Source organism: Homoserinimonas sp. A447 (assembly GCF_054489325.1).
This window is the reverse complement of the sequence record NZ_JBTMWW010000001.1, coordinates 874,960-891,848: the sequence shown is the minus strand read 5'-3', so window position 1 is coordinate 891,848 and position 16,889 is coordinate 874,960. Positions and strand designations below refer to the sequence as shown.

Genomic DNA, 16,889 nt, shown 5'->3' with positions numbered 1-16,889 from the left:
AACTAGTGGGATTCGGTGCCGCGGAGTGTTGCCGGGCGCGCGGACGCTGCCGGTGCGGGCACGGACATCAAGTCTACGACTTCCTGGGCGGCTTCGCTGACAGTGTGATTGATGACCTTGTAATCGAACTCGTCCTGCGCCGCGAGCTCGATCTTCGCCGTCTCCAGCCGGCGGGCCTGCTCCGCGGCCTCTTCGGTGCCTCGACCGATGAGCCTGCGGACGAGTTCCTCCCAGGTCGGCGGAAGCAGGAAGACCAGTACCGCCTCCGGCATGGCCCGCTTGACCGAGCGTGCACCCTGGATGTCGATCTCCAGGAGCACGCTCCGGCCCTCGGCGAGTGCTTCCTCGATGGGTGCACGCGGAGTGCCGTAGCGGTAGGCGTTGTGCACCGTCGCCGTTTCGAGCATCCGCCCAGTCGTTTCCAGATTGTCGAACTCTTCGTCGGTGACGAAGTAGTAGTTCACCCCGTCCACCTCGCCGGGACGCGGTCGCCTGGTGGTCGCGGAGACAGACAGGTGCACGCCGGGGAAATTCTCGCGGATGTAACCGGAAACGGAACCCTTGCCGACCGCTGTCGGGCCGGCCAGCACCACCAGCCGCGATGGCTTACGACGCTCCTCCTGGGCCTCCCGGGTGGTAAGCCAGTCGCGAAGGGACTTGCGCTGCCTGGAGCCGAGCCCGCCGACCCGCTTGGACTCGGCGATGCCCAGCTGCTCCATGACTCGAGCTACCCGGATCGGACCCAGCCCCGGAATACTCCCCAGCAGTTCGCGCACCCGGAGTGACGCTTCGGGCTGCGACGACTCCCCCAGCCAGGCGGTCTCGGCAACCTCCAACGGAGTGCGTCGGTGGGTTGCAATGTCCCGCTTGACCGCTGCCCGTGCGCGCCGCGCCGCAACGGCGGCGCGTGATGCCGCTGCACGGTCCACGTCTGGAGGCGTTATCCGCGGCATGCGACCACCTCGGCTGCGTCACGGGAGATGGCGGCACGGATTCCCTGCGGTCCGGTGCTGAGGATGCTGCGGGACACCGTGACGAGCACGGAGCCTGCGGCTGCGCCGAACAGGTCGGGCAGTTGTTCGATGCGTGCACCCTGGTGGCCGAATCCGGGGGCGAGGATTGGCAGCGGATCGACGGAGGCGAACTCGATGCCGTAATCGGATGTCTGGACGGTGGCGCCGACGACAACGCCCACCGACCCGAGCCGGCCCAGTGAATGGGTCGTGTTCCAATCGGCGACTTCCTGAACGATCGCCTGGGCAACAGTCTCACCGGACGCGGTTCTGGCGAGCTGCAGCGCTGCGGCCTCGGGGTTCGAGGTTGCGCTCAGCACGAAGAGCCCCTTGCCGTGCTGCGCAGCCAGTTCCAGCGGAGCGCGGAGGGAACCCACTCCCTGGAACGCGCTCACCGTGATGGCGTCGGCCTCCAGCGGACTGCCGGGAGTGAGCCAGGCCTGGCCGTACGCCTCGACACTCGTTCCGACGTCCCCGCGCTTGACGTCGGCGATGACCAGCAGTCCCGCTGAACGGGCGGCGGCCAGTACTTCCTCGAGAGCTTTGTAGCCGGCCGATCCGAAACGCTCGTAGAACGCGACCTGCGGCTTGACTGTACCGACCTGCCCGGCCGCTGCTTCTACGACGCGCAGCCCGAACTCCCGTGCGCCGATCGCGGTATCGGGAAGGCGCCACTCCTCAAGCAACCAGGAATGCGGGTCGATCCCGACGCACAACTGGCCGTAGCTTTCGAAGCTGTCCGCCAGACGGTCACCGAAGCTAGCCAATCAGTGCCAGCCTCTCTGCCCGGTCGATCGCGTAATCCTGCAACGATCGCACATCGAAACCCTCGCGCATGATCTCGATCGAGTGTACGGCTGCGCCAAGCTGGGCGATCGTCGTGTACAACGGCAGGTCCGCAGCGACTGCGGCCGCCCGGATCTCGTAACCGTCGGCACGCGCACTCCGGCCGCTGGGCGTGTTGATCACGATGTCGACCTGTTCGCTGTTGATCAACTCGACGATCGACAGTTCGCCCTCGACCGCGGACTCCCCCTGGTCGTACTTGCGAACGACCTGCGCCGAGATGCCATTGCGGCTCAGGATCTCTGCTGTCCCGAGCGTTGCCAGGATGCGGAATCCGAGCTGCTGCAACCGCAACACCGGCAGGATGATCGCCCTCTTGTCGCGGTCTGCCACCGACACGAATACCGCACCCGATTGCGGGAGCCGCACGTAGGCGGCCTCCTGGCTCTTCGCGAATGCCCGCGGGAAGTCGGAGTCGATGCCCATGACCTCCCCGGTCGACCGCATCTCCGGCCCCAACACTGAGTCGACGATCCGGCCCTCCTTGGTGCGGAAGCGCTTGAACGGCAGCACGGCCTCCTTGACCGCAACCGGCGAGTCCATCGGAACCACTGAGCCGTCCTGCTGTGGCAGCATCCCGTTGTCGATCAGTTCGCGGATGCTGGTTCCCGTCATGATGAGGGCGGCCGCCTTGGCGATGGGGAGGCCCAGCGCCTTCGCGACGAAGGGAACCGTCCGCGATGCCCGGGGGTTCGCCTCGAGCACGTAGAGCACGCCTGCGCCGATCGCGAACTGCACGTTCAGCAGGCCTCGCACGCCGATCCCCTGGGCGATCGCCAGCGTGGCCTCACGGACGCGGTCGATGACCTCGCGGCCGAGAGTGACCGGTGGCAGGGTGCAGCTCGAGTCGCCGGAATGGATGCCGGCCTCCTCGATGTGCTCCATCACGCCTCCGACGTACAGCTGCTCGCCGTCGTAGAGGGCGTCGATGTCGATCTCCACCGCATCGTCGAGGAAGCGGTCGACCAGCAGCGGATGTGTCGGCCCGATGATGCCCTGTCCGGCCATCCGCTCGAAGTAGCCGGCCAGTGACGGGCTGTCGTAGACGATCTCCATCCCGCGCCCGCCCAACACGTATGACGGACGCACCAGCACCGGGTAGCCGATCTCTTCTGCGACCGCGACGGCGCCCGCATAGTCGATGGCTGTGCCGTTGCGCGGCGAGAGCAGCCCGGCATCGTCGAGGAGTCCCTGGAACAGCCCACGCTCCTCGGCGAGGTCGATGGCCTCAGGCGATGTGCCCAGGATGGGCACCCCGGCAGCCTTCAGCCCTTTGGCCAGGCCGAGTGCCGTCTGCCCGCCAAGCTGCACGACGACACCGACCAATTCGCCGCTCTGACTTTCGGCATGGATGACCTCGAGAACGTCTTCCAGGGTCAACGGTTCGAAGTAGAGCCGATCGGAGGTGTCGTAGTCGGTTGAGACCGTCTCCGGGTTGCAGTTGATCATGACCGTCTCGAAGCCGGCATCCGAGAGCGCAAAGGATGCGTGCACACAGGAGTAGTCGAATTCGACACCCTGGCCGATGCGGTTAGGACCCGAGCCGAGAATGACCACCTTGCGTCGCTCACTCGGCACGACCTCGGTCTCCTGGTCGTAGCTGGAGTAGTGGTACGGGGTGAGCGCCGGGAACTCCCCCGCGCAGGTGTCCACCGTCTTGAACACCGGTCGAAGCCCCAGACCGTGACGGATGCTGCGGATGTCCGCCTCGCTGAGCCCGCGAAGTTCGCCGAGCTGGTGGTCGCTGAAACCGTGGTCCTTGGCAAGCCGCATAGTCGCGAAGTCGAGCTCGACAGCATCCGCCACCGTCGCAGCGATCTCGTTGATGAGGATGACCTGGTCGATGAACCAGGGGTCGATACCGGTGACGTCGAAAACCTCCTGGGAACTCGCGCCGGCCAGCAACGCCTGCTGCACGGTGACGATCCGGCCGTCGGTCGGCACCGACGCGACCTCCAGCAGCTCAGCCTTGGTGCGGGAGTCACCGTTCCAATGGAATGACGAACCCCGCTTCTCCAGGGAGCGCAGCGCCTTCTGGAGGGCGGACGCGTAGTTGCGGCCGATCGCCATCGCCTCACCAACCGACTTCATGGTGGTGGTCAGCCGCTGGTCTGCCGCCGGGAACTTTTCGAAGGCGAAGCGCGGCACCTTCACCACCACGTAGTCGAGTGTCGGCTCGAAGCTCGCGGGGGTGACCTGCGTGATGTCGTTCGGGATCTCATCGAGCCGGTAGCCGATGGCCAGCTTCGCGGCGATCTTCGCGATCGGGAAGCCGGTCGCCTTGGACGCCAGGGCGCTGGAGCGGGAGACTCGCGGGTTCATCTCAATCACGATGACCCGGCCGTTCGCCGGGTCGATGGCGAACTGGATGTTGCATCCGCCGGTATCGACCCCGACGGCACGGATGATGTCGATGCCGATGTTCCGCAGGTTCTGGAATTCGACGTCGGTCAGGGTGAGGGCAGGCGCGACGGTGATCGAGTCACCGGTGTGCACGCCGACAGGGTCGACGTTCTCGATCGAGCAGACCACGACCGTGTTGTCGGAAGTGTCGCGCATGAGCTCGAGTTCGTACTCCTTCCAGCCGAGGATCGACTCCTCCAGGAGCACCTCGGTGGTCGGGCTCTGGTGAAGGCCATCGGTGACCATCCGCACGAGCTCTTCGCGGGTGTACGCGAAGCCGGATCCCAGCCCGCCCATGGTGAACGACGGCCGGATCACCAACGGATAGCCGAGGTCCTCGGCGAAGTCGATCGCCTCCTCGACAGTGTGGGCGATGTGGGAGCGGGCGACATCCGCTCCGCACGCCAGCACCAGGTCCTTGAAGATCTGGCGGTCCTCACCCTTGTTGATCGCCTCGAAGTTGGCGCCGATCAATTCGACGTCGTACTTCTCCAGGATTCCGTTCTCGTGAAGCTCGATCGCCGCGTTCAGGGCGGTCTGGCCGCCCAGGGTGGGAAGGATCGCATCCGGCCGCTCCTTGGCGATGATCGACTCGATCACCTGCCAGGTGATGGGTTCGATGTAGGTGGCGTCCGCAAAATCCGGGTCGGTCATGATGGTGGCCGGATTCGAGTTGATCAGGATGACGCGCACGCCTTCCTCGCGGAGCACGCGGCAGGCCTGCGTTCCGGAGTAGTCGAACTCGCAGGCCTGGCCGATGACGATCGGCCCTGAGCCGATGACGAGCACCGATTTAATGTCATCGCGCTTCGGCATTAGTTTTCCTCACTGGCCCGGAGCTGGTGCGAAACGACCATCTCCCTGAATCGATCGAATAGGTAGTTGGCATCGTGCGGCCCTGCAGCCGCCTCCGGGTGGTACTGCACGGAGAAGGCCGGTATGTCGAGGGCGCGAAGGCCCTCGACGACGTTGTCGTTGAGGTTCACGTGGCTGACCTCGACACGCCCGAAGCCGGCCGGTGAGTCGACCGGTTCGCCGATCGGCGCATCGACCGCGAAGCCGTGATTGTGCGAGGTCACTTCGACCCGACCGGTAGACCGGTCGACCACCGGCTGGTTGATGCCGCGGTGGCCGAACGGGAGCTTGTAGGTTCCGAATCCGAGCGCACGGCCGAGCAACTGGTTGCCGAAGCAGATGCCGAAGAACGGAATCCCCTCGCGCAGCACGGATTGCAGGAGCTCGACGTGGTTGTCCGACGCCCCGGGGTCGCCAGGGCCGTTGGAGTAGAACACCGCGGTGGGCTTCAGCGCCAGCAACTCGGCAACCGTCGTGGTCTGCGGCACCACGTGCACGTCGAAACCGCGCACCGCCAGGTAGCGAAGAGTGGATGCCTTGACCCCGAGGTCGAGGACGGCGACGGTTCCGATGCGCTCACCCTCCGCCGGTACGACGTACGGTTCGCGAGTGGACACGGTCGACGACAGGTTCGCCCCGGTCATCTGGGCTGATGACCGCACGGCCTCGAGTTGGGACTCCAGTGACACGTCGGCATCAGCACCGGAGAAGATGCCGGCGCGCATGACGCCGGCATCGCGAAGCCTGCGAACCACGGCGCGCGTGTCGATGCCGCTGATGCCCACGATCGATTCGTCCACCAGGCGGTCATCGAGGCTGCCGGTTGCCCGATAGTTGGAGACCATCCGCGCCGGGTCACGCACCACGAAACCGGACACCCAGACCCGGTCGGACTCGTTGTCTTCCTGGTTCACGCCGGTGTTGCCGATGTGCGGAGCCGTCATCACGACGATCTGGCCGGCGTAGGAAGGGTCGGTGAGGGTTTCCTGATAGCCGGTCATGCCGGTCGCGAATACCGCCTCGCCGAAGGTCTGGCCGATCGCCCCGTACGCCTGGCCGCGGTAACTGGTGCCGTCTTCGAGGACGAGAACTGCTGGGTGGAGCGTGGTCACTGGGCGCGACCTCCTGTCTGGTCGGTCCTGGCTGTCTGGGTGGTGCCGGAGTGCAGCTGCTGCACGGAACTGAAGAACTGTGCGGCGTTCGCCGGGTCGATGATGCGCAGATAGCTGTCGACCTCGCGCCGAGCATCCGCCGTCTCACCGAGGGCCCAGCGGATCAGGATCAAGCCGTCCTGTTCCACAGCCCGGTCGATGGCCCAGGTGGCCCGCTCGACGGTGCGGATGCTCTCGGCGGGGATGTAGATGGCCGGCTGCCCCGGAATGGACAGCCGAAGGCCGTGCTCCAGCACACCTACGGTGGCGCGAGCGCGATAGCCGAGACCTCCGACGGCAATCCGGTTCAGCGGCTCTCCGGCGACAGTGGTGGCGACATAGAACGCGTCAGCGGCCAGCGTCTCGGCACCCGGGTTCTCCGGGAGTGCAAGCGGTGCCGGGAAGGCGGCCTGGCTTCGCTGGCGCTTTCGCCAGCCGAGCACCATCAAGGCGAGGAGGATCAGAAGGAAGGCGATGACGATGGCCATGAGTAGCGGTCTATCCATGCTGAGCTCCGTTCGCGACGGCCGCTGAGGCCACCGTTTCCTCGTCAACGAGTTCCCCGTCAAGGACCGTGGCGTATCCGTTGTGAATCGTCGCCATGACGCGTCCCGGGAGGGTGCGTCCGGCAAATGGCGTGTTGACACTTCGGCCGCGCAGCAGGGCCGCCGAGAACTCGCGACCGACAGTGGGGTCGTAAAGCGTCAGGTTGGCCGGCGCACCGATGGTGAACCCGTCCGCGTAGCCGGCAACCCGTCCGATTTCCGCCGGCTTTTCCGAGAACACCCGGGCGATACCGGTCCAGTCCAGGTGCCCGGTGTCGACGACCGCCGCCTGCACCACGGACAGCGCAGACTCGAGCCCCACCATGCCGAAGGCTGCGGCGCTCCACTCGCATTCCTTCGCCTCGAGCGGATGCGGTGCGTGGTCGGTCGCAATGATGTCGATGGTGCCGTCGGCGAGCCCTTCGCGGAGAGCCTGCACGTCTTCGGCTCGGCGAAGCGGCGGGTTCACCTTGTAGGTCGCGTCGTAACCCTGGACGAGCTGTTCGTCAAGCAGCAGATGGTGTGGCGTCACCTCCGCGGTGACGGCAATCCCGCGTGACTTCGCCCACCGGATGACGTCGACCGACCCCGCGGTCGACAGATGGCAGATGTGCACTCGAGAACCGACATGCTGGGCGAGCAGCACGTCCCTGGCGATGATCGCCTCTTCAGCAACCGCCGGCCAGCCGGCCAGGCCGAGCTCACCGGAGAGCGTTCCCTCGTTCATCTGGGCGCCCTCGGTAAGCCTCGGCTCCTGGGCGTGCTGGGCGATCACGCCATCGAATGCCTTCACGTACTCCAGCGCCCGGCGCATCATGAGTGCGTCTGAGACGCACGTGCCGTCGTCGGAGAACACGCGAACCGCCGCGCGGCTACTCGCCATCGCGCCCAGCTCGGCGAGCCTCTCCCCCATCAGGCCGACGGTGACAGCGCCGACCGGGCGAACCGTGACGTAGCCTGCCGAATCGCCCAGTGACTTGACCTGTTCCACCACACCGGCGGTGTCGGCGACCGGGAACGTGTTGGCCATGGCGTGTACCGCAGTGAAGCCGCCGATGGCTGCAGCCCGTGAGCCGGTGAGAACGGTTTCGCTCTGCTCTGCTCCAGGTTCCCGCAGGTGCGTGTGGAGGTCGACCAGGCCGGGCAGCGCGATCAGGCCATCAGCGTCGATCCGAGTGACGCCGGTGGTACTGAGGCTGGAGCCGAGCTCGGCGATGACCCCGTCGGCCACCAGGATGTCTGTCGTTGTTCCGTCGGCCAGGGCCGCTCCGGTGATCAAGATGCGCATGTCAGTCCTCCAGCGATCCGGAGAGCAGGAGGTAGAGCACTGCCATCCTCACCGCTACCCCGTTCGTTACCTGTTCCCGCACTGTCGAGAGGCTGGAATCGGCCGCTCCGGAGGAAATTTCGAGACCTCGGTTCATCGGGCCCGGGTGCATGACAATCGTATCCGAGCCGAGCCTGGCCAATCGCGCATCGTCAAGTCCCCACCGCCTGACGTACTCCCGCGGGTTCGGGAAGAAGGCCGCGTGCATCCGCTCGGACTGGATGCGGAGCATCATGACGACGTCGGGGGCGCTGGACAGGGCACTGTCGAGGTCGTAGCCCACCTCGACCGGCCAGTTGGTGGCGCCGACCGGCAGGAGAGTCGGAGGAGCGACCAGCCGAACGGACGCGCCCATGGTTGACAGCAGCCAGACGTTGGAGCGCGCCACCCTCGAGTGGAGGATGTCGCCGACGATGGTGACCGTCGTGCCGTCCAGCCCCTTGCCTCGCGAAGCACTTCCGTGCAATCGGCGGCGGATGGTGAACGCGTCAAGCAGGGCCTGGGTCGGGTGCTCGTGGGTTCCGTCGCCCGCATTGACGATGCCCGCATCGATCCAGCCGCCATCGGCCAGCACCCGGGGGGCTCCGGACGCGTTGTGCCGCACCACGACGGCATCCGCGCCCATTGCCGCAAGGGTCTGCGCCGTGTCCTTCAGGCTCTCCCCCTTGGAGACACTCGAACCCTTCGCGCTGAAGTTGATGACGTCAGCGCTGAGCCGCTTCGCCGCAGCCTCGAAGGAGATGCGGGTACGGGTGGAATCCTCGAAGAAGAGGTTGACCACGGTCTTGCCGCGCAGCGCCGGGAGTTTCTTGATCTCCCGGCCCGAGACATCCGCCATGTCCTCTGCGACATCGAGGATGGCGATCGCCTCGTCGCGGCTCAGGTCCCTGGTGCTCAGCAGGTGCCTCATGCGCGTCCCTCGAAGTTGTCGATGGTGATCGAGTCTTCACCGTCCACCTCGACCAGGCGCACGTTCACCCGCTCCTCGTGGGACGACGGCAGGTTCTTGCCGACGAAGTCCGGGCGGATTGGGAGCTCTCGGTGCCCACGATCGATGAGCACCGCGAGCCTGACCGCCTTCGGCCGACCGACATCACCGAGGGCGTCCAGTGCCGCCCTGATCGTGCGGCCCGAGTAGAGCACGTCATCGACCAGAACAACCGTCGCACCGTCGATGCCGCCGGGCGGGAGCTGGGTAGGAGCTGGGGTGCGGGTCCTGCCGCGCGAGAGGTCGTCGCGGTACATGGTGACATCCAGCGAACCGGCGGGCACGTCGTCTCCGGAGAACTGCGCCAACTGGTCGGCCAGGCGCCTGGCCAGGTGCACTCCGCGAGTGGGAATACCCAGCAGCACCAACCCGGAGGGGCCCCGATTGGACTCCAGAATCTCGTGGGAGATCCGAGTCAACGCTCGAGAGATATCAGCTTGCTGCAGCACTATACGCGTGGGCAACCTGACCTCCTTCCCCGCCTCACAGGACGGAACTTAAAGGATGTCTGTTTCGACAAGCATACCGCTGTCGGAACCTACCCCCAGCGCTTCAGCAGGTACTTCTCGAGAAGCCCGATGAGGGCATCCGTCGTCTTTCCGAGAATCCCGAGCAGGATGATCGTCAGGAACAGGCGATCGACCCGTCCATTGTTCTGCGAGTCCACCAGCAGGAAGCCGAGGCCCATCGAGGACGCAATCAGCTCAGCAGCCACCAGGAACAACCACGCCTGCGCGAGTGCGAGCCGAAGCCCGGAGACGATGCTCGGCACCACAGCGGGGAGCTGCACCTGGCGGAGCAGCTCGACCCGCCCCAGCCCGTAAGCCTGACCGAGTTCCACCAGGTGCGGATCGACGTGCCTGAGCGCGCCGGCAACCGTCGTGTAGACCGGGAAGAGAGCGCCGATCGCGATCAGCGTCACTTTCGAGTCTTCATTGATGCCGATGTAGAGCACGAGTAACGGGACCCAGGCCAGGGATGGCACCGCCCTGAACGCGCCAATGGTCGGCGCGAGCAGGATGCGGCCCCGTCGTGACAGCCCCACCACCGACCCGAGAACGAGCCCGGCGACCGCGCCGAGGACAAAGCCGATCAGCACGCGCTGGGTGGAGATGGCGATGTGGATGCCCAGCTGGCCCCGATCGAGAAGGTCGGTCGCTGCCAGCCAGACTGTGGTCGGTGCTGGAAGGCGGAAGGCCGGCACCCAGGCGTAATGGGCAATGAGGATCCAGATACCGAGCAGCGCCAGCGGAAGCAGCAGCCCTCCTCCGATCACCCAGCCCCTGCCGCCACGGCGGGTCGCCGGTTGCTTGGCCGGGAGCGGGTCCGCTGCGGTGCCAGCGGCCGAATACCCGTAGCCCGACGCATAGTGGTGCAGGGTTCGATCCTCGAGTCGGACCGGCCGTTCATCCGTCGTGGTACTCATGGGCTAACCGATCCTGGCCGGGTCGGCCTTCGCGAAGAAGCCGTCGTTGAACAACGCGTCCAGGGCGTCGTCGATCAACGCCTGGTTCGCGACGTCACCGGACTCCACGAAGATCGGCCCAACGATCTCGAGCACGTCGCGCTGCTTCTCACCCGGCGCTCCGACGTCGAGGTTCGTGCGCTCCAGGAGCACTTTCCTGGCGACCTCGATCGTGACTCCCGAGTAGTCGGCAAGGACCTGTGCCGTCTCCTCCGGATTCTGCGCTGCCCACTCCCGCGCCTTCTCGTAAGCGTTGACAACCACCTGGGCGATATCCGGCGACGCAGTCAGGAAGCTCTCCGTGGCGTTCAGGAAGCCGTAGGTGTTGAAGTCGATGTTCCGGTAGATGAGCTTGGCACCGGAGTCGACTTCTGCGGTCGCCATGATCGGATCCAGTCCGGACCAGGCATCAACGGCGCCGGAGAGGAGTGCTGCTCCCCCGTCGGCGTGCTGAAGGTTCTGGATGGTGACCTCATCCAGCCCGATGCCCGCCTCTTCGAGTGTCTGGAGCAGGAAGAAGTACGGGTCCGTGCCCTTGGTGGCAGCGATGTTCTTGCCTCGCAGGTCGTCGACAGACTCGATCGGTGACCCTTCCGGCACCACGATCGCTGCCCACTCCGGTTGAGAGTAGATGTCGATCACCTGGATGGGCGAGCCGTTCGACCGCGCCAGTAGTGCGGCAGAACCAGCGGTGGACCCAACATCGACCGCGCCTGCCCGCAACGCCTCGTTCGCCTTGTTCGAGCCGGCCGATTGCAGCCAGGTAACGGTGACGCCGTCCAGCTCTTCCTCCAGCCAGCCCCGCTCCTTGATGACCAGGCTGAGCGGGTTGTAGGTGGCGAAGTCGATATTGAGAGTGTCGGATGACCACTTCCCGCTGGTTTCTTCGTCTCCCAGAGCCGCTGAGCCTTCGCCTGCGACGCATCCGCTGAGCGCCAGAATGGTTGCGGCGGCAATGGCCGCTGTGGCCAGGGGTGTCTTGGTTCTCATGCTGCGTTTCCTTAACTCGATGTGGTGCTGCGATGGGTGGGTACGCCGAGGCCGCCAAGCAGCTCGGCGCGGAGGTGAGCAAGGTGCGCATCCCCGCGGTCTCGCGGGCGCGCGCCAGGCACGTCGATAATCGAGCGGATGCCGGAACCAGACCCCGGTGTGCGGGGATCCTCCCCGAGCAGCACGACCCGGTCGGCCAGGTAAAGCGCTTCTTCGACGTCGTGGGTGACGAGCACGATCGTGGTGGGCTCCGCTGCGTGGATGTCGAGAAGGAGGTCCTGCATCTGGAGCCGGGTCAGCGCATCCAGCGCCCCGAACGGTTCATCGAGAACCAGCACGCCGGGTTCCCGCGCGAGCGCCCTGGCGAGGGAGACCCGCTGGGCCATGCCGCCGGAGACCTGGCGTGGGCGGAGGCCGCTCGCCGCGCCCAGCCCGACGAGCTCGAGCAGCCCGGCGACCCTTCGTGCACCGCCGGCGCGGCGCGTTCCGTTGGGGAGGCCGAGTTCGACGTTATGGGCGATGGTTCGCCACGGCAGCAGCCGCGGCTCCTGAAAACCGACTGCGCAGCGCAGGTCGATCCCGTCGACCGGCGTGCCATCGATCGCGACGTGGCCGACGGTTGGCGCGTCCAGCCCAGAGATGAGCCGCAGAAGTGTGGATTTTCCGCAGCCGGAGGCACCGAGGAGCGCCACGATCTCGCCGGCGTCGATGGTCAGGTCGATGCCGCTGAGCACCGATCGGTCGCCGTCGAAAACCCTGCCGACGCGCTGGACGGTGATGGCGGAAGCGCGGGCCGCGGTACGTGCCGGGGTCGCTGTAGTTGAGGTCACAGCAGGAGACTATGAGCCGCCTGGCCGGCCGCCTACGCCGGTTGTAACAGTGCGAAACGCAGGCGCGTAACGCGACGAAACACTGGCCCTACGAGCGAAGCTGGGTGATGCGTCCCAGGAGACCGTTCACGAAGCCGGCTGAGTCGTCGGTGCTGAGCTCTGACGCCAGTTTCACGGCTTCGGAGACCGCGACTGAGTCCGGCACCTCATCGTTGAACATAATCTCCCAGATGCCGATTCGCACGATCGCCCGGTCGAGGGTGGGCATCCGGTCGATCGTCCAGCCTTGGGCGTAGGTCTCGATGAGTTCATCGATCTCATCGCCGTGTTCGGTGATTCCGACCACGATCTCTCTGGCGTAACGCCAGGAGGCTTCACGGTCAGGCTGCCCTTCGGCTCTGGCCGATTCGACGGCGATTGCCTCGTTCAGTGAGATTTCGCGGAGGTCTGCCCCGTAGAGCAGGTCGACGGCGCGCTTGCGCGCTTTAGTGCGGGCGCTCACTAGTCGTTTACGCGTCCCAGGTAGTCACCGGTGCGGGTGTCGACCTTGACCTTGGTGCCCTGGTCGAGGAAGAGCGGCACCTGGATCTGGTAGCCGGTCTCGACGGTGGCCGGCTTGGTACCGCCGGTCGAACGGTCGCCCTGCAGGCCGGGCTCGGTGTAGGTGATCTCCAGGACGACGGATGCCGGAAGCTCCACGTAGAGCGGGTCGCCATTGTGCAGCGCGATCGTCACGTTCTGGTTTTCGAGCATGAAGTTGGGCGCATCGCCGACCTGTACGTCGCTCAGCGTGATCTGGTCGTAGTTGTCGGTGTTCATGAAGACGAAGCTGTCCCCGTCCTTGTACAGGTACTGGAAGTCGCTCCGGTCAACTGTCTCGGTCTCGATCTTCGCACCGGCGTTGAAGGTGCGGTCGACGGTCTTGCCGGTGCGCACGTTCTTCACCTTGGTGCGAACGAACGCACCGCCTTTGCCCGGCTTGACGTGCTGGAACTCGATAACGGTCCACAGTCCGCCGTCCATGTTGAGAACCACACCGTTCTTGATGTCAGCGGTAGAAGCCATGCGTCAATTGATCCGTTCGATTGGGGATGAGCTGCGGCGAGTGCGCCGAAGGGAAAGTTTACCGGTTAGGCGGCCGTGCGCCGAATGTAGTCGAGGGCGAGGAGGTAGGAGTCGAAGCCGAGGCCGACGATGACGCCGGTTGCAACACCTGAGATGACACTGGTGTGGCGGAACTCTTCACGGGCGTGCGGGTTGGATATGTGCACCTCCACCAGCAGGAGTCCAGCACCGGTCACCATCGCAGCGGCGTCCCGCAGGGCGTAGGAGTAGTGCGTGAATGCTGCCGGATTCAGGATCACTGCGGCGCGGGTGTCGACGGCTTCGTGCAGCCAGCCGATGAGTTCGGCCTCATCGTTGGTCTGCCGCAGGTCGATCTCCGTGCCGGTAACTTCGGCCAGGCTGGCACGCAGGTCGTCCAGGTTGGCTGTGCCGTAGACATCCGGCTCCCTGGTGCCCAACCTGTTGAGGTTCGGGCCGTTCAGCACCAGCACTCTAGTCATGGGGCAAGCCTATCGAGCATGCTGTGGGCGGGTTCTCCGGTTTGGTGAGCGTGCGCTCCGCCCCCGCTGGTCTAGCTTGCGGTGTACTGAGCTCGTCGAAGTGTCGAAACCTGCGCCCCGCTGGTTGAGCTCGTCGAAACCTGTTGAGCCTGTCGAGGCCCGCGCGTTGTGGGGCAGAGTTCTACCCGGTGAGCGGGATGCGTTCTCGTTCTCGCCCGTCTCGGTCTTGCCGTTCTTGTTGTTCTCGTTGGAGGTCGGCGAGGGTGGCGGATTTGTGCGGCATCAGCCGGGGGGTGCGGGTGGGGTCGATATTGGCGGGTGGGTGTAACCAGTAGGTGGCGCCGGTGCGGGTGATCTCCCAGTGGTTGTTGTGCAGGAGCATGTGGTGGTGCCGGCAGAGCAGAATCCCGTCAGCCAGATCGGTTGTGCCGTGGTCGCGTTTCCAGTGGTGGATGTGGTGGGCTTCACTCCAGGTGGCGGGGCTGGTGCAGCCGGGCCACCGGCAGCCGCCGTCGCGGGCGGCGAGGCCGATGCGTTGCAGGGCACTGTAGAGGCGTTGTTCCCGCCCCAAATCGATGCATTGGCCGTCCCGGTCGAAGGTGACCGGCACCATCCCGGACTCACACAGGCGCCTCTCGACCGTTTCGATCGATACCGGGGCGGTCTGGCCTTCGATCCGGCCATGCCCGGTGCCGGCATCCAGGGTGTCCTTGGTGACCAGGACTCGGACGGCGGGACGCCGGGCGCCGAGCACACTGCAGGTGGCGGTTTTCGTGTCGGTGTCGGCCCCGATCCGCAGCACGGCCATGAACCCGTCGAAGGAGAGTTGTTCGATGCTGCGCGGGTCGGCCTCGATCGCCTCATCGTGGGCTTTCGCGGTGACATCCACCATCCGGGGACCGCCCCGGCGGGGCGAGGTCAGGGAATCGTAGATGGAGTCGAGGTAGGCGGCGTTCTCCGGATCGGCCAGCATCGTGTAGACGGTCATCCCATCACCGCGCCGGTACCGTTTGAAGGATCGGGCCTGGTGGCGGGCGCGTTCCCGGTCGGCGATGCCCGCCTCATCCAGTTCATCCCGCAAGCTCCTCGCCCGATCCAGCAACTGGTCGGCATTCAACGAATCCGCTACCCGGGCATCCGGGTCGGCCGAGTCGAGACCGCTGGGGCTGGCAAATTCAACGAGTTGGGCGGCGGCCTCAGCCAGCAGCTCGGCGGTGATGTCCTCCGTCGGGACCCCCAGGCCGACCCGGATCGCCTCGCCCGCCTCCATCGACAACACCCCCGCGGCCACCGCCCGGCCCACCGGGGCCAACCACGGTTGGGTCAACTCCGGGGACACTTCGCCGGTGCGTTCGGCTTCGGTGATCAGTTCGGCTTCGTGGATGATCCCCCCGGTGCGCACCAGCTTCGCCGCCTCCCGGGAGGTAGACCCGGTCAAATGCTGCACCAGTTTCTCCGGAGTGCGAAACCCACCCTTCTGCGCCAAACCCTGGTAGCCCAAGTCGTAGGAGGAACGGCGGGCGATCTCCCCGGCGGTGGCGGCGAGGGAGGGCTCCAGTTGCCGGGTGATGTTCGCGAACAGGGCCGGGATGGCCAACAGTTCCTCTTCGGGCAGGCCGGCCAGGGTCGCCGAATCCCGCGGCAGCAAGGCGGCGGCCGCCGCGATGACGCTGAGGGAATCGGTGAACTGGGACATGCCACTATTCTCTCACATTCGAAGGTTTATTCTAGCGAATGTGAGTACTTCTTCTCCACAGATTTGCTGTGGATAAAGGGAAGCGAGCGGGTTGTGGAGGAGAAGACGACGGAGTGGGCGCGGGCGCTCAGACGCCGATCTCCTGGTAGGCCGCGAAGAGGAGGCTCTGGTCGGGCCCCGCCAGCACTGTCGGCTTCGCGAGGTCGTCCAGCACGATGAACCGGAGCAGGTCTCCCCTGGCCTTCTTGTCGCGCTTCATGACGCTGAGGAGCGTGTTCCACCGGCCAACCGGGTAGGTGGTCGGCAGCTGGAGGGACTCCAGGATGCTCCGATGCCGGTCAACGACCTCGTCGGACAGCCGCCCGGTCAGCCGAGCCAGCTCCGCGGCGTACATCATGCCCACCGCGACCGCTGCACCGTGGCGCCACTGGTAGCGCTCGGAATATTCGATGGCATGGCCGAGAGTGTGACCGTAATTCAGGATTTCACGGGCGCCGTGGTCCCGGAAATCCTCACTGACCACTTTCGCCTTCACGCCGATCGACAATTCGATCACCCTGAGGAACTCGTCGCTGTTGGCGTCGGTCACCGTGTCGACATCCCGCTCGATCAGGTCCAGGATTTCGGGCTCAGCGATGAAGCCGCACTTGGCGATCTCGCCGAAGCCGGCCAGAATCTCCATCCGGCTGATCCCGTCGAGCGTGTCGAGGTCGACGAGTACGCCCACCGGCGCGTGGAAGGCTCCGACCAGGTTCTTCCCCTCATTGGTGTTGATGCCGGTTTTCCCCCCAATGGCGGCGTCAACCATGCCGAGCGGCGTTGTGGGCACCTGAATGACCCGGATGCCACGAAGCCAGGTGGCAGCGACGAACCCCGCAAGGTCAGTGGTCGCGCCGCCGCCGAGGCCGATGATCACATCCGACCTGGTGAAGTCGGACTGCCCCAGCACCTGCCAGCAGAAGGAGGCGACTTCGATTCGCTTCCCCGCCTCAGCATCTGGGATCTCGGCGAGGAGTGCCTCGTAGTGTTCGTTCAGCGACTCCCGCACTTCGGCGGCACGCGCAGCGAGCGTTGGTGGGTGGACGATCAGGGCCTTTCGAGCATCCGGCCCGATCAATTCGGCGAGCTGGGACAGGATGCCACGGCCGATCAGCACGTCGTAGTCTTGCGCTCCCCCGGCCGTCGTTCCCGCCACGGTGATGGTTTTCGTCATCG

Annotated in this window: 16 protein-coding genes; all 16 read right to left on the bottom strand. The window is 65.7% G+C overall.

Annotation, left to right across the window (positions count from 1 at the left end):
• Window positions 1–2 precede the first annotated feature (2 nt).
• Window positions 3–953, bottom strand: coding sequence for a guanylate kinase (gene gmk / locus ACX3O0_RS04325; protein WP_459106904.1), 951 nt, complete (start codon window positions 951–953; stop codon window positions 3–5).
• A complete protein-coding gene (gene pyrF / locus ACX3O0_RS04320; protein ID WP_459106903.1) occupies window positions 941–1,780 on the bottom strand; it encodes an orotidine-5'-phosphate decarboxylase in 840 nt (279 codons plus the stop codon). Before pyrF ends, gmk begins: the two co-directional genes overlap by 13 nt.
• Complete coding sequence (gene carB / locus ACX3O0_RS04315) at window positions 1,773–5,078, bottom strand: carbamoyl-phosphate synthase large subunit (protein WP_459106902.1); 3,306 nt, start codon at window positions 5,076–5,078, stop codon at window positions 1,773–1,775. Before carB ends, pyrF begins: the two co-directional genes overlap by 8 nt.
• Window positions 5,078–6,229 (bottom strand): glutamine-hydrolyzing carbamoyl-phosphate synthase small subunit, encoded by a 1,152-nt coding sequence (carA, locus tag ACX3O0_RS04310; protein ID WP_459093351.1) that lies wholly within the window; start codon window positions 6,227–6,229, stop codon window positions 5,078–5,080. Before carA ends, carB begins: the two co-directional genes overlap by 1 nt.
• Window positions 6,226–6,774, bottom strand: a complete 549-nt coding sequence (locus tag ACX3O0_RS04305; protein ID WP_459106901.1) for a PH-like domain-containing protein — start codon at window positions 6,772–6,774, stop codon at window positions 6,226–6,228. The genes carA and ACX3O0_RS04305 overlap by 4 nt, the downstream gene beginning before the upstream one ends.
• A complete protein-coding gene (locus ACX3O0_RS04300; protein ID WP_459093349.1) occupies window positions 6,767–8,101 on the bottom strand; it encodes a dihydroorotase in 1,335 nt (444 codons plus the stop codon). Before ACX3O0_RS04300 ends, ACX3O0_RS04305 begins: the two co-directional genes overlap by 8 nt.
• Before the next feature lies 1 nt (window position 8,102).
• Complete coding sequence (locus ACX3O0_RS04295) at window positions 8,103–9,050, bottom strand: aspartate carbamoyltransferase catalytic subunit (protein ID WP_459093348.1); 948 nt, start codon at window positions 9,048–9,050, stop codon at window positions 8,103–8,105.
• Entirely contained in the window at window positions 9,047–9,592 is a 546-nt protein-coding gene (gene pyrR / locus ACX3O0_RS04290) for a bifunctional pyr operon transcriptional regulator/uracil phosphoribosyltransferase PyrR (protein WP_459106900.1), read from the bottom strand. Before pyrR ends, ACX3O0_RS04295 begins: the two co-directional genes overlap by 4 nt.
• 74 nt (window positions 9,593–9,666) lie before the next feature.
• Window positions 9,667–10,554 carry an ABC transporter permease gene (locus ACX3O0_RS04285; RefSeq protein ID WP_459106899.1) on the bottom strand — a complete coding sequence of 296 codons (888 nt, stop codon included), beginning with the start codon at window positions 10,552–10,554 and terminating at the stop codon, window positions 9,667–9,669.
• Between the two features lie 3 nt (window positions 10,555–10,557).
• Entirely contained in the window at window positions 10,558–11,583 is a 1,026-nt protein-coding gene (locus ACX3O0_RS04280) for an aliphatic sulfonate ABC transporter substrate-binding protein (protein ID WP_459093345.1), read from the bottom strand.
• An 11-nt stretch (window positions 11,584–11,594) separates the two neighbouring features.
• Complete coding sequence (locus ACX3O0_RS04275; protein ID WP_459106898.1) at window positions 11,595–12,413, bottom strand: ABC transporter ATP-binding protein; 819 nt, start codon at window positions 12,411–12,413, stop codon at window positions 11,595–11,597.
• Window positions 12,414–12,501: 88 nt separating this feature from the next.
• On the bottom strand, window positions 12,502–12,915 hold the full coding sequence (gene nusB / locus ACX3O0_RS04270) for a transcription antitermination factor NusB (RefSeq protein WP_459093343.1): 414 nt from the start codon (window positions 12,913–12,915) through the stop codon (window positions 12,502–12,504).
• Complete coding sequence (efp, locus tag ACX3O0_RS04265; protein ID WP_459093342.1) at window positions 12,915–13,478, bottom strand: elongation factor P; 564 nt, start codon at window positions 13,476–13,478, stop codon at window positions 12,915–12,917. The genes nusB and efp overlap by 1 nt, the downstream gene beginning before the upstream one ends.
• A 65-nt stretch (window positions 13,479–13,543) precedes the next feature.
• Window positions 13,544–13,978 carry a type II 3-dehydroquinate dehydratase gene (locus tag ACX3O0_RS04260; protein WP_459106897.1) on the bottom strand — a complete coding sequence of 145 codons (435 nt, stop codon included), beginning with the start codon at window positions 13,976–13,978 and terminating at the stop codon, window positions 13,544–13,546.
• A gap of 181 nt (window positions 13,979–14,159) precedes the next feature.
• A complete protein-coding gene (locus ACX3O0_RS04255; RefSeq protein WP_459106896.1) occupies window positions 14,160–15,674 on the bottom strand; it encodes an HNH endonuclease signature motif containing protein in 1,515 nt (504 codons plus the stop codon).
• 127 nt (window positions 15,675–15,801) lie between these two features.
• Entirely contained in the window at window positions 15,802–16,887 is a 1,086-nt protein-coding gene (gene aroB / locus ACX3O0_RS04250; RefSeq protein ID WP_459106895.1) for a 3-dehydroquinate synthase, read from the bottom strand.
• Window positions 16,888–16,889: the final 2 nt, after the last annotated feature.